General features: G+C 73.3%; 22 protein-coding genes and 1 pseudogene. 12 read left to right on the top strand and 11 right to left on the bottom strand.

Translation table 11 applies throughout. The features are described 5' to 3' along the window. Nucleotides 1–23: 23 nt before the first annotated feature. The 4 genes from ABD385_RS04225 to ABD385_RS04210 form a co-directional block, all read right to left on the bottom strand. Nucleotides 24–944, bottom strand: coding sequence for an SURF1 family cytochrome oxidase biogenesis protein (locus ABD385_RS04225; protein ID WP_344573561.1), 921 nt, complete (start codon nt 942–944; stop codon nt 24–26). 114 nt (nt 945–1,058) lie between these two features. Next, nucleotides 1,059–1,292: a hypothetical protein gene (locus ABD385_RS04220; protein WP_016574077.1), complete on the bottom strand. Its 234-nt coding sequence runs from the start codon at nt 1,290–1,292 to the stop codon at nt 1,059–1,061. A gap of 63 nt (nt 1,293–1,355) precedes the next feature. Beyond that, a complete protein-coding gene (locus ABD385_RS04215) occupies nt 1,356–2,393 on the bottom strand; it encodes a DEDDh family exonuclease (RefSeq protein WP_344573559.1) in 1,038 nt (345 codons plus the stop codon). A 123-nt stretch (nt 2,394–2,516) separates the two neighbouring features. Beyond that, nucleotides 2,517–3,149 (bottom strand): TetR/AcrR family transcriptional regulator, encoded by a 633-nt coding sequence (locus ABD385_RS04210; RefSeq protein ID WP_344573558.1) that lies wholly within the window; start codon nt 3,147–3,149, stop codon nt 2,517–2,519. A 124-nt stretch (nt 3,150–3,273) separates the two neighbouring features. Between ABD385_RS04210 and ABD385_RS04205 the strand changes: the two genes are divergently transcribed. The 7 genes from ABD385_RS04205 to ABD385_RS04175 all read left to right on the top strand — a co-directional run bounded on the left by ABD385_RS04205 (nt 3,274) and on the right by ABD385_RS04175 (nt 11,057). Beyond that, nucleotides 3,274–4,071 carry an acetoacetate decarboxylase family protein gene (locus ABD385_RS04205; RefSeq protein WP_344573557.1) on the top strand — a complete coding sequence of 266 codons (798 nt, stop codon included), beginning with the start codon at nt 3,274–3,276 and terminating at the stop codon, nt 4,069–4,071. Beyond that, nucleotides 4,071–4,961, top strand: coding sequence for an SDR family NAD(P)-dependent oxidoreductase (locus ABD385_RS04200; protein ID WP_344573556.1), 891 nt, complete (start codon nt 4,071–4,073; stop codon nt 4,959–4,961). The genes ABD385_RS04205 and ABD385_RS04200 overlap by 1 nt, the downstream gene beginning before the upstream one ends. A 9-nt stretch (nt 4,962–4,970) precedes the next feature. After that, nucleotides 4,971–6,323, top strand: a complete 1,353-nt coding sequence (locus tag ABD385_RS04195) for an amidohydrolase family protein (protein WP_344573555.1) — start codon at nt 4,971–4,973, stop codon at nt 6,321–6,323. Further along, nucleotides 6,316–7,578, top strand: coding sequence for an amidohydrolase family protein (locus ABD385_RS04190; RefSeq protein WP_344573554.1), 1,263 nt, complete (start codon nt 6,316–6,318; stop codon nt 7,576–7,578). Before ABD385_RS04195 ends, ABD385_RS04190 begins: the two co-directional genes overlap by 8 nt. A 159-nt stretch (nt 7,579–7,737) precedes the next feature. Next, nucleotides 7,738–8,694 (top strand): sterol desaturase family protein, encoded by a 957-nt coding sequence (locus ABD385_RS04185; protein ID WP_344573553.1) that lies wholly within the window; start codon nt 7,738–7,740, stop codon nt 8,692–8,694. Continuing rightward, a complete protein-coding gene (locus tag ABD385_RS04180; protein ID WP_344573552.1) occupies nt 8,691–9,449 on the top strand; it encodes a lysoplasmalogenase in 759 nt (252 codons plus the stop codon). Before ABD385_RS04185 ends, ABD385_RS04180 begins: the two co-directional genes overlap by 4 nt. Before the next feature lie 45 nt (nt 9,450–9,494). After that, nucleotides 9,495–11,057 carry a TIGR03086 family metal-binding protein gene (locus ABD385_RS04175; protein ID WP_344573551.1) on the top strand — a complete coding sequence of 521 codons (1,563 nt, stop codon included), beginning with the start codon at nt 9,495–9,497 and terminating at the stop codon, nt 11,055–11,057. A gap of 49 nt (nt 11,058–11,106) precedes the next feature. Here the strand turns inward: ABD385_RS04175 and ABD385_RS04170 are convergent, their stop codons facing one another. Both ABD385_RS04170 and ABD385_RS04165 read right to left on the bottom strand, forming a co-directional pair. Further along, nucleotides 11,107–12,606 carry a S8 family serine peptidase gene (locus ABD385_RS04170; protein WP_344573550.1) on the bottom strand — a complete coding sequence of 500 codons (1,500 nt, stop codon included), beginning with the start codon at nt 12,604–12,606 and terminating at the stop codon, nt 11,107–11,109. 192 nt (nt 12,607–12,798) lie between these two features. Further along, nucleotides 12,799–13,008, bottom strand: coding sequence for a hypothetical protein (locus ABD385_RS04165; protein ID WP_344573549.1), 210 nt, complete (start codon nt 13,006–13,008; stop codon nt 12,799–12,801). A 184-nt stretch (nt 13,009–13,192) separates the two neighbouring features. On the opposite strand from ABD385_RS04165, the pseudogene ABD385_RS04160 reads away from it, so the two are divergent. The 3 genes and pseudogenes from ABD385_RS04160 to moaA form a co-directional block, all read left to right on the top strand. Further along, a pseudogene (locus ABD385_RS04160) lies at nt 13,193–13,534 on the top strand (DUF485 domain-containing protein); the annotation flags it as partial. A 101-nt stretch (nt 13,535–13,635) separates the two neighbouring features. Beyond that, nucleotides 13,636–15,258 (top strand): solute symporter family protein, encoded by a 1,623-nt coding sequence (locus tag ABD385_RS04155; protein ID WP_344573548.1) that lies wholly within the window; start codon nt 13,636–13,638, stop codon nt 15,256–15,258. Nucleotides 15,259–15,417: 159 nt separating this feature from the next. Next, the gene (moaA, locus tag ABD385_RS04150) at nt 15,418–16,407 is read left to right on the top strand and encodes a GTP 3',8-cyclase MoaA (RefSeq protein WP_344573547.1); all 990 of its coding nucleotides are present in this window, start codon (nt 15,418–15,420) and stop codon (nt 16,405–16,407) included. Here the strand turns inward: moaA and ABD385_RS04145 are convergent. The 5 genes from ABD385_RS04145 to ABD385_RS04125 form a co-directional block, all read right to left on the bottom strand. Further along, a complete protein-coding gene (locus ABD385_RS04145) occupies nt 16,390–16,632 on the bottom strand; it encodes a hypothetical protein (RefSeq protein ID WP_344573546.1) in 243 nt (80 codons plus the stop codon). The genes moaA and ABD385_RS04145 overlap by 18 nt on opposite strands. 239 nt (nt 16,633–16,871) lie before the next feature. Next, nucleotides 16,872–17,234, bottom strand: a complete 363-nt coding sequence (locus ABD385_RS04140; protein WP_344573545.1) for a DUF3099 domain-containing protein — start codon at nt 17,232–17,234, stop codon at nt 16,872–16,874. A gap of 216 nt (nt 17,235–17,450) precedes the next feature. Further along, nucleotides 17,451–18,854: a tyrosine--tRNA ligase gene (tyrS, locus tag ABD385_RS04135; RefSeq protein WP_344573544.1), complete on the bottom strand. Its 1,404-nt coding sequence runs from the start codon at nt 18,852–18,854 to the stop codon at nt 17,451–17,453. A gap of 159 nt (nt 18,855–19,013) precedes the next feature. Next, a complete protein-coding gene (locus tag ABD385_RS04130) occupies nt 19,014–20,441 on the bottom strand; it encodes a metallopeptidase TldD-related protein (protein ID WP_344573543.1) in 1,428 nt (475 codons plus the stop codon). Between the two features lie 82 nt (nt 20,442–20,523). Beyond that, nucleotides 20,524–22,101, bottom strand: a complete 1,578-nt coding sequence (locus tag ABD385_RS04125) for a TldD/PmbA family protein (protein ID WP_344573542.1) — start codon at nt 22,099–22,101, stop codon at nt 20,524–20,526. Between the two features lie 162 nt (nt 22,102–22,263). On the opposite strand from ABD385_RS04125, the gene fabG reads away from it, so the two are divergent. Both fabG and fabI read left to right on the top strand, forming a co-directional pair. Further along, the gene (gene fabG / locus ABD385_RS04120; protein ID WP_344573541.1) at nt 22,264–22,968 is read left to right on the top strand and encodes a 3-oxoacyl-[acyl-carrier-protein] reductase; all 705 of its coding nucleotides are present in this window, start codon (nt 22,264–22,266) and stop codon (nt 22,966–22,968) included. A 5-nt stretch (nt 22,969–22,973) separates the two neighbouring features. Beyond that, nucleotides 22,974–23,753, top strand: a complete 780-nt coding sequence (gene fabI, locus ABD385_RS04115) for an enoyl-ACP reductase FabI (RefSeq protein WP_344573540.1) — start codon at nt 22,974–22,976, stop codon at nt 23,751–23,753. The last annotated feature ends 62 nt before the right edge of the window (nt 23,754–23,815 follow it).

The following is a 23,815-nucleotide window of genomic DNA, read 5'->3' as shown; positions in this document are numbered from 1 at the left end:
CCCCTTCCCGCGCGGCGGGCGGGTTAGTCGGGGGAGCCGGCCGTCCGGGCTACCGGTTGCCCGTCGACGGGCCCGGCGTCCGCGGCCGTCGTGCCGTCGCCGTCGCCGGGGTCCGCCGGCGCGGAGGCCGGTCCGGCCGGCCCGTCCTGCTCGGCTCGTTCCGCCTGCTCGGCCGCCGTGGCTTCGCGGGCCGCCGCGGTCAGCCGGTCGCGGCGCTCCCGACGTACCAGGACGACCCAGCCGACCGGCACCGCCGCCGCGAACAGCCACCACTGGACCGCGTACGCCATGTGCGGACCGATGGAGTCGTGGTCCGGTTCGGGCACCAGCTCGGGGGAGTTGTCCTTGGTCCGGGGCGCGGTCTGCTCGATGTAGCCGCCGAGCGTCGGCCGGCCCACCCGCTTCGCCTGCTGCCTGCTGTTGATCAGCATGACCTGGCGGGGCGGCAGGCCCTTGGTGTTCTTGATCCCGCTGACCGCGGTGGTCTCGTCGACCATCATCCGGCCGGTGACCGTGACCGTCCCCGTGGGCGCGGCCGGGACGTGCGGGAACTTGGTGAGGTCGTCGCCGGCCGGGATCCAGCCGCGGTTGACGACGACGGCCTTGCCGTCGGCCAGGACCAGCGGCGTCAGGACGTAGTAGCCGATGGTCTGCTCGTCGGCGGCGGTGCGCTGGCGGACGACGACCTCGTGCGGGGTGTCGTACGTGCCGGTGGCGGTGACCCGGCGCCACATGTCGCCCTGCGGCAGCTTCCGGCCGACCGCGGCCAGCTCGGTCACCGGCACCGGGGTGGCCGCGAGGTTGCGCGCGATCTGCGCGTTCTGCGCGACCTTGTGCTGATGGCGGTGGAACTGCCAGAACCCCAGCTTGATCATGACGGGGATCAGGACGAGTCCCAGGAGGGTGAGGATCACCCACTGCCGGGTCAACAGGAAGCGGTACACGGCTGCGACGGTACCCCGCGTCCCTGAGGGCCTTGTCCGCGGGGCCCCCGCGAGGCGCGCCCGCGAAGCCGCCGGGGCCGCGGGGCACCGTCGTGCGCCCCGGTCGCCACCGCCTCAGACCCGGTCGACGATGCCCACCCGCCCCGCCGAGCGGGCGCAGTGCGCACCGCAGTACCAGCTCCCGTCGGCCTCCACGCCCTGCCCGATGACCTGCACCCGGCAGTGTTCGCAGATCGGAGCCATGCGGTGGATCGCGCAGGCGAAGCAGTCGAAGACGTGCACCGCGCCCTGCGCGTGCACCTCGAACGTCATGCCGTATTCGTTTCCGCAGACCTCACAACGTGCCATGGGCCACAGCGTGCGGGTGGGGCGGCTACCGGGGGAGGCGCTCGCGGGTGTGTTGGGCGGGCTTCACCCGGACGCCGGCGCGGCCGGTGCCACGTCCCGCAGCAGTTGCATGAACGCCGCCTCGTCGATGACGGCCGTGCCGAACGCGGCGGCCTTGACCGTCTTGGAGGTGTGGGCGTCCGGGTCGTTGGTCACCAGCAGGCTGGTCAGCCGGGACAGGCTCGTCGCGACGTGCAGTCCGGCCTCGACCGCCCGGTCCTCCAGCAGGTCGCGGTCGACGGAGGTGTCTCCCGAGAAGGCGACCCGCATGCCCTGGACGAGCCGGCCGCCGGGCTCGTAGCGACCCGGGTTGGGGTACGGGCAGGCCGGGCGCCTGCGGGCCGGCCGCCACGAGGTGGGGCGGTAGGACGAGCCGCTGGGGTGCGCGCGGGGGGCGGGGGCGTCGGACCACTCCGTCAGGGGCTGGCAGGTCAGCAGCGGCAGCCGGACCTGCGCCCGCGCGGCCCGGTGCAGGCTGGGGCGGAACGCCTCGGCCAGCACCCGGGCGTCGTCCAGGGCGTGGTGGGCGCGTTCCTGCACGACGCCGAAGTGGGCGGCCAGGGATTCCAGCTTGTGGTTGGGCAGCGGCAGGCCCAGTTCCTTGGAGAGCGCGATGGTGCACAGCCGTTGGCGCACGGGGGCGACCGCCGCGGCGCGGGCGTACTCCCGGGCCAGCATCGACCAGTCGAACATGGCGTTGTGCGCGACCAGCACCCGGTCCGCCAGCCGCGCCGACAGCTCCGGCACGACCTCCGGGAAGAGAGGCGCGTCGGCCAGCACGTCGCTGGTCAGTCCGTGGATCCAGACCGGGCCGGGGTCGCGCTGCGGATTGACCAGGGTGTACCAGGAGTCCTGGAACGCGCCGTGGGCGTCGAGTTGGTACACGGCGGCGGAGATGATCCGGTCGTCGCGGGCCAGGCCGGTGGTCTCGACGTCGACCACCGCGTATCCCTCGGGGTACCCGGCCGGCCAATCGGCCGGCGGCGTCTGCGGGCCCGGCTGCCGGCCGATCTTCGGCGCGATCGAGGGGGCGGCTGCGCTGCGGTCTTCGAGCATGGTCATTGAGGATACGGGCCGGCACCGACAGCCACCGCATCGCCGGGGGCGCGTCCGGCCCGGACGCGGCGCGCCGGGGGGACCGGGCGGCGCACCGGCCCGCCGCCCGCCGGTCCACGCATGCCGAAGCTATGTCCCGCTTCGTTCTGGTTTGAGGAGGGATGTGACCAGCGCCTCCAGAGAGACCAGGAAGAGCCGTTCGGCGTCGGCGGGTGCGGCCAGTGCGCGGGCCAGTGCCGGGTCCCGCCCGGTCGTCGGGGCGTCCCACAGCTCGCGCTCGCTGGGGTGCTGTGCGGGGGAGCGGGCGCGGTTGCGCTCCACCAGGACCGAGCCGACGACCAGGAACTGCACGGCGCGCACCGCCTCGGCGGCCAGCTCGCCGCGCAGCCCGGCCGCGTGCACCTCGTGGACCAGGGCCTGTTGGGCCGGCAGGAACATCCGCTCGGTCAGCCCGCGTTCGTGCACCATCGCGATCAGGTGCGGGCGCTCGCCCAGCGCGGTGCGCAACGCGCGGGCCACCGAGGTGAGGCGCGTGTGGGGCGTGTCCCCGGTCGGCCGGATCTCGCCCATCTCCTGGAGGGTGCGGGCCACCAGCGCGTCCAGGAGGGACTCGCGGTTGCCGACGTGCCAGTAGATGGAGGTGACGGCGGTGCCGAGTTCGGTGGCGAGCCGGCGCATGGTCAGGGCCGCCGGCCCGTGCGCCCGGACCAGCCGGGCGGCCGCCGCCAGCACCTCCTCACCGGTCAGTGCGGTACGTGTCATGGCCCCCACTCTCGCCCAACTCCGTTCGACGCATGCCTCTTTACCCTTCATCGGTGGCGGTGTAACTGTGTTACAGACGCCTCGCACGACCCCCGCGCGTCACGTCGACGAAGGGTGGTACGCCATGGCACGCATGCGTTACGGAGCCCGCACCGACGCGGAGATCGCCGCGACCCGGGCCGCCGGCGGCCGGCTCCCCGACATCTGGTCCACCGGCGTGGTGGCCCTGTGGGAAACCGACCCGGACGCGGTCGCGGCCGTTCTCCCGCCGCCGCTCACCCCCACCGGCCGCCCGTTGGTCCGGGCCACCATCAGCGCCGTCAACCTGCCCGGCTATCCGCTGGGCGCCGGCTCGGTCGCGGTCGCGGCCGCCCACGACGGCATCGAGGGCTGGTACCCGCTGGTCATGCCGATGACCCACGAGCGGGCGCTGACCGGCGGCCGCGAGGTCTTCGGCGAGCCCAAGAAGCTGGGCGAGGTCACCGTCGTCCGGGACGGCCTGACCGTGCGCGCCGCGCTCGCCCGGCACGGCATCGCCTTCGTCGAGGTGCGCGGCGCGGTCAGCGGCCCGCTGCCGCTCCCGGAGCCGGAGGTGCGGTACGACTTCTACTTCAAGTTCCTGCCGGCGGTGGACGGTTCGGGCTTCGACGGCGACCCGCTCCTGGTGCACTGCCGGCGCACCGAGAAGGTCCGCCGCCTGGAGCGGATCACCGGCGACGTGGTGCTGCGCGAGTCGATGTACGACCCGGTCGCCGACCTCCCGGTGCGCACCCTCGTCGGGATCACCCTGGGCGAGAAGACCTCCGACCAGAGCGGCGAGGTCGTCGGGCGGGTCCGGGCCGAGGACCTGCTGCCCTACGTCCACCAGCGCTACGACGACCCCGGGCAGGTCCACGACGCCCCACCGGAAGGGAGCGCCTGATGGAACTGCGGGCCGGGCAGGTGGCGGTGGTCACCGGGGCCGCGAGCGGCATCGGCCGGGCGCTGGCCGGCCGCTTCGCCGCCGAGGGGCTGAAGGTCGTGCTCGCCGACGTCGAGGAGGCGCCGCTGCGGGCCGCCGCCGAGGAACTGGCCGCGGACGGCGCCGAGTTGCTCGTCCGCACCGTGGACGTCGGCGTCCGGGCCGAGGTCGAGGCGCTGGCCGGTGCCGCCTACGAGACCTTCGGCGCCGTCCACGTGCTGTGCAACAACGCCGGGGTGGGCTCCGGCGCCGAGGGCCGGATGTGGGAGCACGACCCCGCCGACTGGCGCTGGGCGTTCGAGGTCAACGTCTGGGGCGTCTTCCACGGCGTCCAGTGCTTCCTGCCCCGGATGCTGGCCGCCGGGGAGCCCGGCCACGTCGTCAACACCTCGTCCACCGACGGCGGGATCGCGCCGCTGCCCACCGCCTCCGTCTACGCCGTCACCAAGGCCGCCGTCGTGACGCTCACCGAATCGCTGTACGCGCACCTGGCGGCCGAGGGCGCGCCCATCGGGGCGTCGGTGCTCTTCCCCGGACCGCACATGCTCCGCACCGGCCTGTGGGAGTCGCACCGCAACCGGCCCGCGCGGCACGCCAAGTCCCGCCCCCGCAGGACGCCGTACCGCAGCCTCGCGGCGTGGGAGGCGGCCGTGCGGGCGGCCGGGCAGGAGGTGGCGTTCACGCCCGTGGAGGCCGTCGCCGAGCAGGTCGTCGACGGCATCCGGGCCGGCCGCTTCTGGATGCTGCCGCCCAGCGAGCACACCGACGCACAGATCCGGGCGCGCTCGCGGTCCCAACTCGACCGCACCGCCCCCACGTACCTGGAGCACTTCATCCTCGACGACGAGTGAGGGACCGCCATGAGCGACCCGTACCAGGACACCACCACGGCGCGCCGCGCCCCGCACGACGGCCCACCGGCCGGCCCCGACCCCCGGGACCCGTACCTGATCGTCTCCTCCGACTGCCACGCCGGACTGCCCACCGAGGAGTACCGCCCCTACCTGGAGCACCGCTTCCACCGGGCCTTCGACGACTTCCTCGCCGGCCGGGACGCCCGGCGCGCGGCCATGACCCGGCTCGGCGTCCGCAACGAGACCTTCGCCACCCAGTGGTTCGAGGAGCACGAGGAGGGGCTGCGCGGCGGCTGGGACCCGGCACAACGGGCCAAGGAACTCGACGGCGACGGGGTGGCCGCCGAGGTCGTCTTCCCGGACGCGGACGCCGTGGACAGCTCGACCGCCGCGCCCTTCGGCGTCGGCCTGGGCCTGACCGGTGACCAGGACCCGGAGCTGGGCATGGCCGGCGCCCGGGCCCACAACCGCTGGCTCGCGGAGTTCTGCGCCACCGACCCCGAACGCCACTGCGGCGTCGCCCTGTTGCCCCTCACCGGCGAGGTCGACACCGTCGTCGCCGAGGTCCACCGGGCCCGCGCCGACGGGCTGGGGGCCCTGATGGTGCCCGCCATGTGGGGCGCCGGCGCGCCCTACCACGACCGGCGGTACGACCCGGTGTGGGCCGCCGCGGCCGAGGCCGGCATGCCGGTGCTCACACACTCCGGCGCCGCGCCGCGCGAGGAGTACGGCGACCACCTGGGCATCTTCGTCACCGAGGTGACCTGGTGGCCGGCCCGCCCGCTGTGGTTCCTGCTCTGGTCCGGGGTCTTCGAACGCCACCCCGGCCTGCGGTTCGGCGTCGCCGAGTCCGGCTGCTGGTGGCTGCCGAACCTGCTGTGGTTCATGGACCGGCTCTACCTGGGCGCGCACGGCGGCAAGAAGCTGTCCCCGTTCGCCGGGCTGCGCCGCCCCCCGCACGAGTACCTCGACCGCAACGTCTTCGTCTGCGCCACCAACACCAAACGCCGCGAACTGGCCCAGCGCTACGAGATCGGCGTCGACAACATCCTGTGGGGCAGCGACTTCCCGCACCCGGAGGGCACCTGGCCGCGCACCCGGCAGTGGTTGGCGGACACCTTCCACGACATCCCGGTGACCGAGACCCGGCGCATCCTCGGCACCTCCGCCGCCGAGGTCTTCGGCTTCGACGCGGACCGGCTCGCCCCGCACGCCCGCCGCATCGGCCCCACCCCGGCGGAACTCGGCCAACCGGCCGACCAGAGCGCGGTCGAGGCGGCCTGGCGCCCCGCCCGCGAGACCGGCCGCCACTGGCTGACCGGACGGGACTTCCCGTTCGTGGGGGTGACCCGTGCCTGACGCCGCCGCCGTGACCGGCGCCACCGCCGACGCGCCCCGCTACACCGTCATCTCCGCCGACTGCCACGCCGGCGCCGACCTCCTGGACTACCGCTCCTACCTCCCGGCCCGCCACCACGAGGAGTTCGACGCCTGGGCCGCCACCTACGTCAACCCGCACGAGGACCTGCTCGGCGACACCGCCGACCGCAACTGGAACTCCGCCCGCCGCCTGGCCGAGCAGGAAGCCGACGGCATCGTCGCCGAGGTGGTCTTCCCCAACACCATCCCGCCGTTCTTCCCCAGCGCGTCCCTGATGGCACCGGCGCCCACCGGCACCGACTTCGCCCTGCGCTGGGCCGGGCTGCGCGCCCACAACCGGTGGCTCGCGGACTTCTGCGCCGAGGCCCCCGGGCGCCGCGCGGGCGTCGCCCAGATCCTCCTCAACGACGTCGAGGAGGCGGTCCGCGAGGTCCGCCGGACCAAGGAGGCCGGCCTCACCGGCGGCATCATGCTCCCCGGCACCCCACCCGGGTCGGGCCTGCCGGAACTCCACTCCCCGTACTACGACCCGCTGTGGGCGGTCTGCGCCGAGCTCGGCGTCCCCGTCAACCACCACGCCGGTTCGGCCTCCCCGCCGCTCGGCGACGAACCGGCCGCCCGGGCGGTGTTCATGGTCGAGACGACGTGGTTCTCCCACCGGGCCCTGTGGCACCTGATCTTCGGCGGGGTCTTCACCCGCCACCCGGGGCTGACCCTCGTCCTCACCGAACAGGGCTCCGGCTGGATCCCCGGCGTCCTGGACATGCTGGACTACTACCACGGCCGCCTGGTCGCCACCGGGGCCCGCGCCGACACCGCGGAAGCCCGCTTCGGCGCCGGCCTGGCCGCCTCCCTGGACCGCACCCCCACCGAGATCTGGCACGCCCACTGCTACGTCGGCGCCAGCTTCATGCGCCCCCACGAGGTCCCGCTGCGCCACCGGATCGGCCTCGACAAGATCATGTGGGGCAGCGACTACCCCCACGACGAGGGCACCCACCCGTACTCCCGACACGGCCTGCGCGCCGCCTACGCCGACGTCCCGCCCACCGAGGTCGCCGCCATGGTCGGCGGCAACGCGGCCCGCGTCTACGGCTTCGACCCGACCGCCCTGGCCCGGATCGCGGCCCGCTGCGGCCCGACCACCACCGAGATCGCCGTCCCCCTCACCGCACCCCCGCCCGACGCCACCAGCCCGGCCTTCGCGCCGGGGGCCTCGGTACGGATCTGGTGAGGCCCCGGCCGCGCGGCACCCGCCACCGCCGGCGGGTGCCGGGCGACCGCCCGGGGCTACCGCCGGTACGTCCGCGCCCCGAAGCTGACACCACGTCTTACATACTTCTCAGTAACAACCTCTAGCGGGACGCCCGTCGACGCCTTTATGGTGCGGGGCATGCCGCACCTGCCCGATGTCGTGTTGTGGTCCGTACCCGCCTTCGTCCTGCTCACCGTCGTGGAGATGGTGAGCTACCGCCTGCACCCCGACGACGACGCCGAGGGCTACGCGGCGAAGGACGCGGCCACCAGCGTCGGCATGGGGCTGGGCAGCCTGGTCTTCGATGCGCTGTGGAAGATCCCGATCGTGGCGATCTACGCCGCGGTCTACGAACTGACCCCGCTGCGCCTCCCCGTCCTGTGGTGGACGCTGCCCCTGATGCTGCTCGCCCAGGACTTCTTCTACTACTGGTCGCACCGCGGCCACCACGTCATCCGGGTCCTGTGGGCCTGCCACGTGGTCCACCACTCCAGCGAGAAGTTCAACTTCACCACCGCACTGCGGCAGCCCTGGACGACGTGGACGGTCTGGCCGTTCTACGTGCCGCTGGTCGCGCTCGGCGTGCACCCGGCCGCGATCGCCTTCACCTCCGGCGCCAACCTCGTCTACCAGTTCTGGGTCCACACCGAGCGGATCGGCACCCTGCCCCGCCCCGTCGAGTTCGTCTTCAACACGCCCTCCCACCACCGCGTCCACCACGCCTCCCAAGGCGGCTACCTGGACCGCAACTTCGGCGGGATCCTGATCGTCTGGGACCGGATGTTCGGCTCGTTCGTCCCCGAGACCGAGCGGCCCGTCTACGGCCTCACCAAGAACATCAACACCTTCAACCCGCTGCGGGTCGCCACCCACGAGTACGCCGCCATCGCCCGCGACGTCCGGGCCGCGGAGAGCTGGAGCGAGCGCGTCGGGCTGGTGTTCCGCGGACCGGGCTGGCAACCGGCCCGGGTCCGGGCCGCGCTGGCCGCCGAAGCAGCCGCCGCGGCCGAGCAGCCGGGCGGGCCGGCCGGCGTGCGCCCGGCCGCGGACCGCACCGGCGCCGCCGAGCCCGCCGTGGGGGAGTCCGCCGCGTGAGGGCGCCCGCGCCCCGGCCCCGCGCCGCCCGGGCCCTGCTGCTGGTCTTCGCCGTCCTGGGCGTCGGCCACCTCGCCGCCCTGGTGGCGCACGCCGGCGCCGCGCCCGGCAGCGGCCCCGCGGCCCTGGCCGACACCGTCGTGCACCTCACCAAACCGGCCCTGATGCCGCTGCTCGCCGCCCACGTCCTGCTGCGCGGCGGGCCGCCGCTGCTGGCCGGCGCGCTGCTCTTCGGCTGCGGCGGCGACACCTTCCTCCAGATCGGCGGCGGCACCGCGTTCCTCGTCGGCATGGCGTCGTTCGCCGCCGGCCACCTCTGCTACCTGGCGCTGTTCGCCCGGCACGGCCGCCGGGGACGCGCCGGCGGGCCCGCCGGCGCGCCCGGACGGCGCCGGGCGCGCACCGCCGGCGCCGCCGGGCTGTACGCGGCGGCCCTGGTCGTCACCGTGGTCCTGCTGTGGCCGGACCTCCCCGCCGACCTGCGGATCCCGGTCGCCGGATACAGCCTGCTGCTCACCGTGATGGCGTTCGGCGCGCTCTGGACGGCCCCCTGGGCCGCCGTCGGCGGGCTGCTCTTCCTGCTCTCCGACTCCCTGATCGCCGGCGGCATCGCCCGGTGGCCGCAGCTGCCCGCCCCGCAGTTCTGGATCATGCTCACCTACACGGCCGCCCAATGCGCCCTGGCCGTCGGGGTGTTGGCGGCGGCCGGCCCGCGGGACCCGGTCCCCCCGATGCCCCGCCCGGCCCTCGCGTAGCGTGCCCCTTGAGTCTCCCCCCGTGGGAGACCCGAAGGTGGGGGCATGTACGAGGACGGCACGGAACTGCTGTCGATCGGCGCGCTGTCGCGCCTGACCGGCGTCTCCGTCAAGACCATACGCAACTGGTCGGACCAGGACCTGCTGCCGCCCGCCGCCCGCACCCCCGCGGGCTACCGCCTCTACGGACCGGACGCCCCGGCCCGCCTGGAGATCGTGCGCAGCCTGCGCGACCTGGGCGTCGGCACCGCCGCCATCCGCGCCGTCCTGGACCGCGAACGCACCCTCGCCGACACGGCGGAGCGCTCGGCGGACGTCCTGGACGCGCAGATCGCCGCGCTGCGCTCCCGGCGCGCCGTCCTGAGGGCCGTGGCCGCGCGGGGCAGCACCGCAGAGGAACTCCCCGGGATGACCCGAACCGCCCGCCTGTCCGCCGAGGAACGCCGCCGGATCGTCGCCGCGTTCGTCGACGACGCCCTGGACGGCGTGCCCGCGCCCGCCTACCGCAGCGGCCTGCTGGCCGCCACCCCCGACCTGCCCGACGACCCCACCCCCGAGCAGCTGGCCGCCTGGATCGAGTTGGCCGCCCTGGTCCGCGACCCCGAACTCGGCGCCGCCCTGCGCCGGTTGGCCGCCTACAGCGCCCGCACCGCGCCGCCCGCCGACGGCGACCCCGCGGCGGACGCGGACGCCGCCCGGCGCGTCGCCACCGTGCTGCGCACCCTCGCCGAGACCGCCGTCGCCGACGGCATCGCCCCGGACTCGCCGGCCGCCGCCCCGCTCGTCGCCGAGCTGGTGGCCGCCTGGCTCCCCACCCAGGCCGGCACCCCGGACCCGCCCACCGAGGACGGCCCGGCCGCCCGGACCCGACTGCTGGACCAGCTCCGGACCGCCGCCGAACCCCTCGTCGAGCGGTACTGGCGGCTGCTGTGCACCGCCACCGGCCGCCCCGCCCCGCCGCGTTGGGACACCGCCGGCACCTGGACCGCCGCCGCCCTGCGCGCCCACCGCACCCCCGTCCTGGTGGACCGCACCGCGTTCGGCGCCCCCGACCCGGAGCGGGTGCTGTACGCCTACGAGCGGGTCGCGCGGGCCGTCGGCGCACTGGTCGCCGGCGTCCGCCCGGCGGACCTCGCCCGACCCACCCCGTGCGCCGACTGGAGCGTCCGGCAACTGCTCGACCACCTCGTGTGGGAGAGCCTGATGGTCACCTCGATCGCCGAGGGGACGCCGCGCACCGACCACGCCGCCGACCACCTGGGCGACGACCCGGGCACCGCCTTCGAGGACGCCACCCACACCGCGCTCGCCACCTTCCGCGGCAGCGGCATGCTCACCCGCACCTTCGGCCCCTACGAGGCGCCCGGCGCCCTCCTCGTCCAACAGGTGGTGGTCGAACTCCTCGCCCACGGCTGGGACGTGGCGCGGGCGCTGGGCGCCCCGACCGGGCTGGCCCCGGAGGTCGCCGAGGAGATCCTGGCGGCGGCGCACCGGATCTACGGGGCCGCACCCCGCACCGAGGGCGGCTCGTTCGCCCCGCAGCGCCCCGCCCCGCCCGGTGCCACCGCGGCGGACCGGCTCGCGGCGTATCTGGGGCGCACCGTGTGACCGGCGGGCGGGGCGGGGCGACGGGCGGGGCGGGAGGCGGTCCCGCCTGCTACTGCACCGCCTTCAGCGCGTTGACGATCCCGTAGCCGAAGTGGCTGTTGACCAGCGGGGTGCCGGTGCAGGTGGCGTCACCCGCCGGGCACCCGGGGTTGTCGGCCTGCTGCTTGAGCAGCCACTGGATCTCTTGCGCGCTGGCCTTCGGGTGGGTGCTCTTCAGGAGCGCCGCCACGCCCGCGACGTGCGGGGAGGCCATCGACGTGCCGGCGTAGAAGGCCCAGTCGCCACCGGGGATGGTGGAGAGCACGTTGCCGTTCTTGGCCGGCAGGTCCGGCACCTGCTTGGTGTCGCCGCCGGGCGCGGCCACGTCGACCTGGCCCAGGCCGTAGTTGGAGTAGCCGGACTTCAAGCGGTGCGATCCGGTCGCCGCGACCGTCACCGTCCCGGGCAGCTGGGTCGGCACGTCCCAGCAGGTCTTGGGGCTGAGGGTGCGGTTGACCGGCGTGGAGTCGTTGGGGCTGCCGGTGTCGGTGAGCTTGTCGGCCGCGAGGTCGGCGTTGGCGTTGCCCGCCGCCGCGACGTTGACCACGCCCTTGTCCTGCGCGTACTTCGCCGCCCGGCCGACCGCGTCAACGATGGCCGCCTGGTCGGCGTCGTCCTTGCAGTTGAACATCCACGGGTCCACGTAATAGCTGTTGTTGGTGACCTGGATGCCGTGGTCGGCCGCGAAGACGAAGGCGCACACCACGCTCTCCGCGTAGAACAGGCTGGTCTTGGGCTCGCTCACCTTGAGGGCGGACACCTTCACGCCCGGTGCGACGCCGGCCACGCCGATGCCGTTGCGGGCCGCGGCGATGGTGCCCGCCACGTGCGTGCCGTGGGCGTCCTCGACCGGGTCGTAGGGCCGCCAGGCCCCCGGCGAGGTGTCGGGCACGCCGCCCACGCAGTTCGCGGACTGCCGGGCGGAGAAGTTCGGTTTGAGGTCCGGGTGGGTGTCGTCCACGCCGGTGTCGATGACCCCGACGGTCACCTTGCGGCTACCCGGGTTCACCTTCGCGGCCCGGTCGGCCCCGATGGCGGGGAGGTCCCACTGGAGCGGCTCCAGCGGTTCCTCGCCGGTGGCCTTCGCGGTCTTCTGCGCCGCCGCGAGTTGGGCCGCGGTGATCTTCTGCGGGGTGCCGATGTCGGTGGTGCCGGACTGCTTGAGCGGTGCGGTGCGGGTCGCGCCCGCCGACTGCACGCCCGGCACGGTCCGCAGGGTGGCGGCGAACCGGGGGTCGGCCGCATGGGCGACGATCACGCCTATCCGCTCGTGGGCGGTGATCACCTTGCCGCCGGCCCGGCCGATCGCCCGCTCGACGGCGTCGACGGTGGCGTGGCCGGGGACGGTGTTCACGACGTACGACAGCAGCGGGCCACTGTCCGGCGGTGCGGCGCCGACCGCGTCCGGGAGGGCTCCGAGGAAGCCCGTCGACGCGGTCAGTGCCAGCCCGAGCGGGACGGCCAGGGCCCGCAGGCGTCTGTTCCGGGGATGTGCAAGGGGACGTGCCATGGGTACTCCACCTCATCCGTCGGACCGCCCGTGCGCGGGGCGCGCACAGGCGGGTGCATGACAGGTGAAGCTATCGGCGATCACCGACGCACAGCAATGGAATGCAGGGAAAACCTCATAGGGGCGGCAAATTGACGGACGGTCAGGCGCCGGTTCGGGTATAGGCGCACGCCCCGGAGCGGGCCCGTGCGCTCAGTCCCGCCGCCCCGCTCCGCCGCGGTGCCGCAGGGTGCCCATGCTCAGCGGCGGCAGCGGGATCCGCGGGCCGTACCAGCGCCGGGCGTCCGCCCCGGGGCGCGGCCGCGACGGGGTGGCGGCGATCGGGGCGGCCAGGTGGACGCTGCCGTACGGGCGCCGACGCGGGGCGTGCGCAGGCGGGTCCTGCGGGGGCGGCGGAGTCATGACCGGCTAACGAAGCGTCGCCCGACCGGTGGCGGCCGGTGCGGCCATTCCCCCGATTTCTTCAGGAATTCAACCATCCATCGTCTGTCGCATCGTGTCCGACCGTCCTACGATGCGTGATCCACGTCACTTATCCAGGGCTTATCGTCGGCCCCGCACCAGCTCACCGAGTGTCAGGAGACCCGTGATCACCGCACCCAACGCCGACCCGGGACAGCACGACCCGCCCGACTACCGACAGGTCCAGTCGAGCCCGGAGTTCGCCGAACTCCGCAGCGCCCACCGCTCGTTCGCCTTCCCGCTCACCGTCGCCTTCGTCCTCTGGTACCTCGGCTACGTGCTGCTGTCGAGCTACGCCGGCGCCTTCATGGCCACCAAGGTCGCGGGCCACCTCAACGTCGCCTTCGTCCTCGGCATCGCCCAGTTCGCCACCACCTTCCTGATCGCCTGGTGGTACTCCCGGCACGCCGCCGCCCGCCTCGACCCCCGGGCCGAGGCCATCAAGGCCCGCCTGGAGGGCACCGCCGCCACTCCGGCCCCGGTCCACGCGGCCGACGCCCCCAAGGGCGCTCCCAAGGACGCTCCCAAGGACGACCCCGAGCAGACCGGCGTGCAGGAGGCCGGCGCATGAACCTCACCCAGCACCTCGCCGCCGGCGGCGCCGGCGAGCACCGCACCCTGATCGTCACCCTCTTCGCCGTCTTCGTCGCCGCCACCCTCGGCCTCACCGTCTGGGCCGGCCGGCAGACCAAGGGCGCGGAGGACTTCTACGCCGGCGGACGGCAGTTCAGCGGCTTCCAGAACGGCCTGGCCATCTCCGGCGACTACATGTCCGCCGCGTCCTTCCTCGGCATCGCCGGCGCCATCGCCCTCTTCGGCTACGACGGCTTCCTCTACTCCATCGGCTTCCTCGTCGCCTGGCTCGTCGCGCTCCTCCTGGTCGCCGAACCCCTGCGCAACTCCGGCCGCTTCACCATGGGCGACGTCCTCGCCTACCGGATGCGCCAACGCCCCGTCCGGACCGCCGCCGGCACCTCCACCATCGTCGTCTCGATCTTCTACCTGCTCGCGCAGATGGCCGGCGCCGGCGCCCTGGTGACCCTGCTCCTGGGCATCACCAGCGAAGCGGGCAAGATCCTCGTCGTCGTCCTGGTCGGCATCGTGATGATCCTCTACGTCACCATCGGCGGCATGAAGGGCACCACCTGGGTCCAGATGGTCAAGGCCGTCCTGCTGATTGCCGGCACCCTGCTGATCACCTTCCTGGTGGCGTGGCGGTTCCACTTCAACCTTTCCGCGCTGCTCGGCGCCGCCGCCGAGAACAGCGGCAAGGGCTCCGCCTTCCTGGAACCCGGCCTCAAGTACGGCGCCACCGCCACCTCGAAGATCGACTTCATCTCGCTCGGCCTCGCCCTCGTCCTGGGCACCGCCGGTCTGCCGCACATCCTCATCCGCTTCTACACGGTCCCCACCGCCAAGGCCGCCCGGAAGTCGGTGAACTGGGCGATCGGCATCATCGGCGTCTTCTACCTGATGACCCTGGCCCTCGGCTTCGGCGCCGCGGCCCTCCTGAAGCCGGGCACCATCACCGCCTCCAACAAGGCGGGCAACACCGCCGCCCCGCTGCTCGCCCAGGAGATCGGCGGCGGCGCGGGCTCCACCGGCGGCGCCGTCCTGCTCGCCGTCATCTCCGCCGTCGCCTTCGCCACCATCCTCGCGGTGGTCGCCGGCCTCACCCTCGCCTCGTCCTCCTCCTTCGCCCACGACCTCTACGTCAACGTCCTGCGCAAGGGCCGGGCCACCGAGCAGGAAGAGGTCGGCGCCGCCCGCTGGGCGACCGTCGGCATCGGCGCGATCGCCATCGTCCTGGGCGTCTTCGCCCGCAGCCTGAACGTCGCCGGCCTGGTGGCGCTCGCCTTCGCGGTCGCCGCCTCCGCCAACCTCCCCACCCTCCTCTACAGCCTCTTCTGGAAGCGCTTCACCACCCAGGGCGCCCTCTGGTCCATCTACGGCGGCCTGCTCTCCTCCGTCCTGCTGGTCCTCTTCTCGCCCGTCGTCTCCGGCAAGGAGACCTCGATGTTCCCCGGCGCCGACTTCGCGGTGTTCCCCCTGGAGAATCCGGGCCTGATCTCCATCCCCCTGGGCTTCCTGCTCGGCTGGCTCGGCTCCCTCCTCTCCCGGGAGGCACCGGACGCCGCCAAGTACGCCGAACTGGAAGTCCGCTCCCTGACCGGCACCGGCGCGCACTGAGTCGTCCGCACAGGGCACCGGCGGGGTGGCATCGTAGAGACCTACGACGCCACCCCGCCCACCTCGTGCTTCTCACGCCTCCTCACCGTCGGAACCATCGCGTAGTCTCGAAGGCGTACTGATCGACGGACCGAGCCGGACTCTTGGGGAGGGGGCCAGATGCTCATCGACACCTACGGCCGCGTGGCCACCGACCTGCGCGTCTCACTCACCGACCGCTGCAACCTGCGCTGCACCTACTGCATGCCCGAAGAGGGCCTGCAATGGCTGGCCAAGCCCGACCTGCTGACCGACGACGAGATCGTCCGGCTGATCGACATCGCCGTGCGCGACCTCGGCGTCGAAGAGGTCCGCTTCACCGGCGGCGAGCCCCTGCTCCGCCCCGGCCTGGTCGGCATCGTCGAGCGGGTCGCCGCCCTCGCGCCGCGGCCCCGGATGTCCCTGACCACCAACGGCATCGGCCTGGCACGCACCGCCGCCGCCCTGAAGGCCGCCGGCCTGGACCGGGTCAACGTCTCCCTCGACACCCTCCGGCCCGACGTCTTCCAGGCCCTGACCCGCCGCAAGCGGCACGACGACGTCCTCAAGGGCCTCGAAGCCGCCCGCGCCGCCGGCCTGACCCCGGTCAAGGTCAACGCCGTCCTGATGCCCGGCCTCAACGACGACGAGGCCCCCGACCTCCTGGCCTGGGCCGTCGAGAACGACTACGAGCTGCGCTTCATCGAGCAGATGCCGCTGGACGCCCAACACGGCTGGAAGCGCGACGGCATGATCACCGCCGGCGACATCCTGACCTCGCTGCGCACCCGCTTCACCCTCACCCCCGAGGGTCAGGACGAGCGCGGCTCCGCCCCCGCCGAGCGCTGGATCGTCGACGGCGGCCCGCACCGCGTCGGCGTCATCGCCTCGGTGACCCGCCCGTTCTGCCGCGCCTGCGACCGCACCCGGCTCACCGCCGACGGCCAGATCCGCACCTGCCTCTTCGCCACCGAGGAGTCCGACCTGCGCGGCGCCCTGCGCTCCGGCGCCCCCGACGCCGAGATAGCCCGCCTCTGGAAGCTCGCCATGTGGGGCAAGAAGGCGGGATCCGGCCTCGACGACCCCACCTTCCTCCAGCCGGACCGCCCCATGTCAGCCATCGGAGGCTGACCGCACCCGCTCCCATTCCGCCAGCGTCACCACGTCCTTGAGGAACCCGCGCACGGCGAGGAACTGCGACAGGTGCTCCCGGTGCTCCTCGCACGCCAACCACGTCTTGCGCCGGTCCGGGGTGTGCAGCTTCGGGTTGTTCCAGGCCAGCACCCACACCGCGTCGGCACGGCAGCCCTTGGCCGAGCAGATGACGGAATTCTCTGAAGTGTTCGGGGAGTTCACGCCTCAACCCTACGTCCCGCCGCACGCCCCTTCGGGGCCGCTCTCCAGGGCCGTCACCCCGCGGACATGACGACGCCGGGCAGCCACGGGGGGAGCCGCCCGGCGTCGGTCCGTCGCTCCGACGGGGGATGCGGAGCGCGTACGCAGTATGTCATGGGGAATGGTGCGTGGTGCAGCGGAACCGCACGATTGATCTGAGCTTTTCTTGAGCTTTGCTGAGCAAGCACCGTCAGCGAAGCTCAGCCCCGTTCCTCGCGCGACGACGACGTCCCGTCCGCCGGACGTTCCGCAACGGATTCCGAAGGCTCCGACGGCAGCGCCCGCCGTACGGGCTTGACGAACGTCGACGGCAGCGAAGGGACGTTCTCCCGACCGGCGTTGGCGATGACCACCGCGACGTACGGGAGCCCCAAGCCGATCACGAGCGTTGCAATGGCAACCGGTCGCTCGACGTTCCACAGCACGGCCGTGAGCACCACGGCCAGGGTCCGCACCGCCATCGAGATCACGTACCGCCGCTGGCGCCCGCGCACGTCCTCGGTCAGCCCCTGGCGCGCTCCCGTGATCCGGAAGGTTTCGTCGCCACCGCTGTGCTTCCGCATCGCGTTCCACCACCTGCTCCGTCGTGCCGGATTCTCCCCGCATTCCGGTCAGATCCCACGGTACGCCGCCCTTCCCGGCCCTACGAGACCGGGTCACGTCGTCGGCGGACCGCTCCGTACCTCGGATGACGTAGCCGCCCGCCGGCTCCGGTGCGCAGGACGAGCGGCCAGGGAGCGGTCCGGGCCGGCCGCGCGGCCGGCCCGGACCGCAAGGGCCTAGCGCCCGGTGAGCTGCGCCAACTTGCGGCCGGCCTTGAGGTAGGCGACGCCCTCCGTGCCGGACAGCTTCTCCGCCAGGACCTCGGCCAGCGGACGCACCGCGTCGGCCTCGGCGAGCACCACCGTCGACTGACCGGACTCGCCCTCGCTCACCAGCCGCAGCGCGTTCTGCTTCGCCAGCCGCCGCGCCGCCGAGGCGCTCGGGGTGAACTCCAGCACCGTCGTCAGCACCGCCGCGACCGGCAGCTCCCCGTGCTCCGCGACGTCCACGACCGGCAGCGACTCCACGTCGGCGAACGACTTCTTGGAGAACTGGGCCACGAAACCGGCCCGGGCCGCCATCGCCGCGTCCAGCCCGTAGAGCGCCGCCACGACCTCACCCGCGAGGACCTTCTTGAGGTCCATCGGGTGCGTCGCCCGCTCCGAGATCCGGCCCAGGACCAGGGCGATCTCCTCGTCGGTCCACTCGGTCCACGCCTTGAGGTACGGCTCCATCAGGCGGTCCGGCACCGACATGATCTTGCCGAAGACGTCGTCGGCGGGCGCGCTCAGCCCGACGTAATTGCCCTTGGACTTGGACATCTTGGCGCCGCTGCCGTCCGTGCCCTCGATCAGCGGCATGGTCACCACCAACTGCGGCCGCTGCCCGCGCAGCTCCATCAGCTTGCGGCCCATCTGGAGGTTGAGCAGCTGGTCGGAGCCGCCGAGTTCGACGTCACAGCCCAGCGCCACCGAGTCCAGACCCTGCGCGATCGGGTACAGCAGCTCGGTCATCGTCAGACCGGAGCCGGCCGCCAGCCGGTTGCGGAAGTCCTCGCGCTGGAGCAGCTGCGACGCCGGCACCTGCGCCAGCAGCCCCAGCAGCTCCGGGAAGGTGTACGGCGCCAGCCACTCGCTGTTCTGCCGGAAGCTGACCTTCTCGAAGTCGAAGAACGGGCGCACCTGCTCGCGGTACGTGGCGAGGTTGTGCGCGATGTCCGCGTCGGTCAGCGGCGGCCGCTCCGCCGTCCGGCCCGACGGGTCACCGATCTTGGCGGTGAAGTCGCCGATGATCAGGGTGACGGCGTGGCCGAGGCGCTGGAACCGGCTCAGGATGATCAACGGCACCGCGTGACCGAGGTGCACGTCCGTCGCCGTCGGGTCGATGCCCAGCTTGATGTGCAGGCCCTCGCCGGCCGACCGGCGCTCCTCGATGCGCTCGGCCAGCTTCTCCACGCCCGGCAGCACCTCGACCGTGCGGGACGCGATGAGTTCGGCCTGCTCCGTGGGCGACAGGTCCGTCAGGTCGAGATAGCGCCGCTCGCGGGTCTCCTGGAGCAGCTCCCGGACGGTGTCGTCCGAGGAGAGGTCTGCGGAGAGCAGCGTGCGGGCGCGGGCGACGGATTCGCCGAGGCGTGTCATGGCGTTCCTGATCGATCGTGGTTCCCCGAGGGGAGGACAGGGCGACAGTCTATTAGGCCGCACGGCGTCGCTCACCGCGATATCCGCCGGTCCGGCCGTTGCCGCCGCCGCCCGCCCCCTACCGGGCGGCGGCCCCCGCACCGCCAGCCCGGCGCCGACTCACACGCCCGGACTGACCGAACTCATGTGGAAGTCCGGCACCCGCAGCGGCGGCATCGCGGTCCGCGGGAAGTCGTCGCCCCACTCCCGCGACAGCGTCCGCTCCGTGCGGCCGGCCTCCGTGGCCCGGCCCAGCAGGTCCACCGGCGACTCGTTGAACCGGAAGTTGTTCACCTCACCGACGACCTCGCCGTCCCGCACCAGGTAGACGCCGTCCCGGGTCAACCCGGTCAGCAGCAGCGTCGCCGGATCGACCTCCCGGATGTACCACAGGGACGTCAGCAGCAGCGCCGGCCCGTCGTGGCCCGCCGCGGCCACCATCGCGTCGAGGTCACGCGGACCACCGCCCTCCAACAGGAGGTTGTCGACCGCCGGCGCCACCGGCAGCCCGGTCAGCGCCGCACCGTGCCGGGTGGCCACCAGCCGGTTGAGCACCCCCTCGCGCACCCAGTCGGTGGCGGCCAGCGGCAGCCCGTTGTCGAAGACCGAGGCGTCCTCGCCCGAGGCGTGGGCGAGGACGAACGGCGCGCACTCCAGCCCGGCCGCCGTCGGATCGCTGCGCAGCGTCAGCGGCAGCGCGGCGACCCGCTCGCCGATCCGGGTCCCGGCGGCGCCCGCACCGCCCCCGGCCCTGGAGAAGACCGTCCGGCCCTCCGCGGCGTCCCGGGCGGTCGCCGACCACTGCTGGTACACCAGCAGGTCCGCGACGGCGCTCGGCGGCAACAGCGTGTCGTAGCGGCCGGCCGGCAGCTCGATCCGGCGCTCGGCCCAGGCCAGCCGCCGGGCGAGCTCGGCGTCCAGCGCGCGCGGATCGACGTCGGTGAAGTCCAGGGTGGCCCGGCCGGCCCAGGCCGACCGGGTGCGGTCCGGCGACTTGGCGTTCAGCTCCAGCGTCCCGGTGGGCTGGTCGTGCCGCAGCCGCAGACCGGTCGAACTGCCCAGGTACGACGAGACCACGCCGTGCTGGGCGAACCCGTACAGCTCGCGCCCGCCGGCCCGGGCCTGCCGGAAGGACTCCCCGAGGGCCGGCGCGAACGCGGCGAAGACGTCCGGGGAGGTCCCGGCCGGCGCGTCGGTGAAGCCGGCGGTCGTCCGGTCGTCCGCGACCAGCGCCTGGGCGTCCTCGGCCGGCCCGGCGTCCCGGGCGGCCGCCTCCGCGGCCCGCACCAGCGGCTCCAGGTCCGGCACGGTGACCGCCGACCGGGACACCACGCCGGAGGCGGTGCCCCGGGCGCCGTCCACGGTCGAAACGACGGTGACCGTCCGGCCGCGGGTGGCGCCGTTGGTGGTCAGGGCGTTGCCGGCCCAGCGCAGATTGGTGCTGGAGTGCTCCTCGGCGAGGACCACGCAGCCGTCGGCGCGGGACAGCTCCAGGGCCCGCTCGACGATCTCGTTCGGCTGGTTGCTGCGCGTACCGCGCGGACTCATCGACCCGCCTCCTGCGTCGTGTGGGGAGTGTGACGGGCCCAGGGACGCTCCCCGGACCCGCGGCCCGAATGGTGGTGCGCGTTCATCGCCCGGCCTCCTGCGTCGTGTTGAGGACGTTGACGCCCTCGAAGACGGCCGAGGGGCAGCCGTGGGAGACCGCCGCGATCTGGCCCGGCTGGGCCTTGCCGCAGTTGAAGGCACCGCCCAGGACGTAGGTCTGCGGACCGCCGAGCGCCGTCATCGAACCCCAGAAGTCGGTGGTGGTGGCCTGGTAGGCGACGTCCCGCAGCTGCCCGGCCAGCCGCCCGTTGCGGATCAGGAAGGCCCGCTGCTGGGTGAACTGGAAGTTGTGGCGCTGCATGTCGATGGACCACGAACGGTCCCCCACCAGGTAGATGCCGCGTTCCACGCCCGCGACCAACGCGTCCGTGGACGGGCCGTCCGGCGCCGGACGCAGCGAGACGTTGGCCATCCGTTGGACCGGCACGTGACTCGGGGAGTCCGCGAAGGCGCACCCGTTGGAGCGCGGGAAGCCCGCCAACTTCGCCATTCTGCGGTCGAGTTGGTACCCCGTGAGGACGCCGTCCGTGATCAGGTCCCAGGACTGCGCGGCGACGCCCTCGTCGTCGTAGCCGACGGTGGCCAGACCGTGCTCGGCGGTCCGGTCCCCGGTGACGTTCATCAACGGCGAGCCGTAGACGAGCGTCCCCAACTGGTCGAAGGTGGCGAAGGACGTGCCGGCGTACGCGGCCTCGTAGCCGAGCGCCCGGTCCAGTTCCGTGGCGTGCCCCACCGACTCGTGGACGGTGAGCCAGAGGTTGGACGGATCGATCACCAGGTCGTAGGTGCCGGGCTCGACGCTCGGGGCGCGGAGCTTGTCGGCGAGGTGCCCGGGGATCGCGGCCAGTTCGCCGTCCCAGTCGTAGCCGCCGTCGGTGAGGTACTCCCAACCGCGGCCGACCGGTGGCGCGAGGGTCCGCATCGACTCGAAGTCGCCGCTGGCCGGGTCCACCGCGACCGCGGTGAACTCGGGGTGCAGCCGGATCCGCTGCTGCGTGGTGCTGGTCCCCGCGGTGTCCGCGTAGAACTTGTTCTCCTGCACGGCCAGCAGGTGCGCATCGACGTGCGCCACGCCCGGTGCGGCCAGCAGCCGGGCGCTCCACTCGGCCAGCAGCCCGGTCTTCTGCGCGTCCGGCACGTCGAACGGGTTGACGTCGTACGCGGAGACCCAGGTGCGGTCCGGGTGGACGGGCTCCTCGGCGAGTTCCACCCGCCCGCCCGTCGCCCACCGGTCCGCACCACCGGCGCCGCGCCCCGGGGCCCCGACGCCGGCGGTCTCCGCCACGGTCGACGACAGCTTCGCCATCGCCACCGCCTGCCCGGCCACCCGCGCCGCGGCGTCCATCGTCAGGTCGACGCCCGCGGCGAAGCCCCAGGCACCGTTGTGCACCACGCGCACCGCGTAGCCCAGATCGGTGGTGTCGGAGGTGGCCGACGTGCGGGCGTCCCGCAGCCGCCACATGGCGCTGCGCACCCGTTCCAGGCGGAAGTCGGCGTGTTCCGCGCCCAGCGCGCGGGCCCGCGCCAGTGCGGCGTCGGCCAGGGCGCGCAGCGGCAGTGCGCGGAAGGTCTCGTCAAGGTCATGGGGTGCGGCTGGCACGGCATCCTCCCGTAGTCGGCGGATGCATCATGCCGTGCTTCTGTGGAGACCCGACAGTGAACGGGGGCGCGCCCCTGTGTGGGCTCGATTCTCCGTACGGGCCGCCCGACCGATAGTTTCGTACCGAACGCAAGACGGACAGAAAACGGAAAGGGTGATCTCTTGAGCCGCTCGGTTCTGGTCACCGGAGGCAATCGCGGCATCGGCTTGGCCATTGCCCGTGCCTTCGCCGAGTCAGGCGACAAGGTCGCCATCACCTACCGCTCGGGCGAGCCCCCGGCGGGCTTTTTGGCCGTGAAGTGCGACATCACGGACACCGAGCAGGTCGAGCAGGCGTACAAGGAGATCGAGGAGAAGCAGGGTCCGGTCGAGGTGCTGGTGGCCAACGCCGGCATCACCCGTGACCAGCTGCTGATGCGGATGTCCGAAGAGGACTTCAGCACGGTCCTGGACACCAACCTGACCGGCACGTTCCGGGTGGTCAAGCGCGCCAACCGGGCGATGCTGCGGGCCCGCAAGGGCCGGATCGTCCTGATCTCGTCGGTGGTCGGCCTGATGGGCGCGCCGGGGCAGGCGAACTACGCGGCGTCCAAGGCCGCGCTGGTCGGTTTCTCCCGCTCGCTCGCCCGTGAGCTGGGCAGCCGCAACATCACCGTGAACGTCGTCGCCCCCGGTTTCGTCGACACCGACATGACCCGGGCGCTCAGCGACGAGCAGCGGGAGAACATCGTGAAGCAGGTGCCGCTGGCGCGTTACGCGCAGCCCGAGGAGGTCGCCGCCTCGGTCCGCTTCCTGGCCTCCGACGAGGCCGCGTACATCACCGGAGCCGTCATTCCCGTGGACGGCGGATTGGGCATGGGGCACTGAGCACGATGACGAACACCACCGGAATCCTCGCCGGCAAGCGCATCCTGATCACGGGTGTGCTGATGGAGTCCTCGATCGCCTTCCACGCGGCCAAGGTCGCGCAGGAGCAGGGCGCCGAGGTCATCCTGACCGCCTTCCCGCGACCCACCCTCACCGAGCGCATCGCCAAGAAGCTGCCCAAGCCGGCCAAGGTCGTCGAGCTGGACGTGACCAACGACGAGCACTTGGCCCGCCTTGAGGGCCTGGTGCGCGAGGAGCTCGGCGGGCTGGACGGCGTCGTCCACTCCATCGGCTTCGCCCCGCAGGACGCGCTCGGCGGCAACTTCCTCAACACGCCGTTCGAGTCGGTCGCCACGGCCATGCACGTCTCGGCGTTCTCCCTGAAGTCCCTGACGATGGCGTGCCTGCCGCTGATGCCGGAGGAGGGCGGTTCGGTGGTCGGCCTGACCTTCGACGCCCAGTTCGCCTGGCCGCAGTACGACTGGATGGGCCCGGCCAAGGCCGCCCTGGAGGCCACCAACCGCTACATGGCGCGGGACCTCGGCCAGCGCAACGTCCGCTGCAACCTCATCTCGGCGGGCCCGATCGGCTCGATGGCCGCCAAGTCCATCCCGGGCTTCTCGGACCTGGCCAAGGTGTGGGACGGCCGCTCCCCGCTCGCGTGGGACATGGCCGACCCCGAGCCCGCGGGCCGCGGCATCGTCGCCCTGCTGTCGGACTTCTTCCCGAAGACCACCGGCGAGATCATCCACGTCGACGGCGGCGTGCACATGATGGGCGCCTGACGCTCCGTCAGCACCCGCACCGCCGAACTCCCGTACTGCCCGCCCCGGTCCGCCGGGGCGGG

The organism is Streptomyces lunalinharesii (assembly GCF_039532155.1).
In the GTDB taxonomy this organism is placed as follows: domain Bacteria; phylum Actinomycetota; class Actinomycetes; order Streptomycetales; family Streptomycetaceae; genus Streptomyces; species Streptomyces lunalinharesii.
The sequence above is the reverse complement of the archived record's forward strand: the minus strand, read 5'-3'. Positions and strand labels throughout refer to the sequence as shown.

Coding starts and splice junctions, on each gene's coding strand:
- ABD385_RS04220 (WP_016574077.1), bottom strand. CDS start 1,292: ATGGCACGTTGTGAGGTCTGCGGAAACGAATACGGCATGACGTTCGAG.
- ABD385_RS04215 (WP_344573559.1), bottom strand. CDS start 2,393: ATGACCATGCTCGAAGACCGCAGCGCAGCCGCCCCCTCGATCGCGCCG.
- ABD385_RS04210 (WP_344573558.1), bottom strand. CDS start 3,149: ATGACACGTACCGCACTGACCGGTGAGGAGGTGCTGGCGGCGGCCGCC.
- ABD385_RS04205 (WP_344573557.1), top strand. CDS start 3,274: ATGGCACGCATGCGTTACGGAGCCCGCACCGACGCGGAGATCGCCGCG.
- ABD385_RS04200 (WP_344573556.1), top strand. CDS start 4,071: ATGGAACTGCGGGCCGGGCAGGTGGCGGTGGTCACCGGGGCCGCGAGC.
- ABD385_RS04195 (WP_344573555.1), top strand. CDS start 4,971: ATGAGCGACCCGTACCAGGACACCACCACGGCGCGCCGCGCCCCGCAC.
- ABD385_RS04185 (WP_344573553.1), top strand. CDS start 7,738: ATGCCGCACCTGCCCGATGTCGTGTTGTGGTCCGTACCCGCCTTCGTC.
- ABD385_RS04175 (WP_344573551.1), top strand. CDS start 9,495: ATGTACGAGGACGGCACGGAACTGCTGTCGATCGGCGCGCTGTCGCGC.
- ABD385_RS04170 (WP_344573550.1), bottom strand. CDS start 12,606: ATGGCACGTCCCCTTGCACATCCCCGGAACAGACGCCTGCGGGCCCTG.
- ABD385_RS04165 (WP_344573549.1), bottom strand. CDS start 13,008: ATGACTCCGCCGCCCCCGCAGGACCCGCCTGCGCACGCCCCGCGTCGG.
- ABD385_RS04155 (WP_344573548.1), top strand. CDS start 13,636: ATGAACCTCACCCAGCACCTCGCCGCCGGCGGCGCCGGCGAGCACCGC.
- moaA (WP_344573547.1), top strand. CDS start 15,418: ATGCTCATCGACACCTACGGCCGCGTGGCCACCGACCTGCGCGTCTCA.
- ABD385_RS04140 (WP_344573545.1), bottom strand. CDS start 17,234: ATGCGGAAGCACAGCGGTGGCGACGAAACCTTCCGGATCACGGGAGCG.
- tyrS (WP_344573544.1), bottom strand. CDS start 18,854: ATGACACGCCTCGGCGAATCCGTCGCCCGCGCCCGCACGCTGCTCTCC.
- ABD385_RS04130 (WP_344573543.1), bottom strand. CDS start 20,441: ATGAGTCCGCGCGGTACGCGCAGCAACCAGCCGAACGAGATCGTCGAG.
- fabI (WP_344573540.1), top strand. CDS start 22,974: ATGACGAACACCACCGGAATCCTCGCCGGCAAGCGCATCCTGATCACG.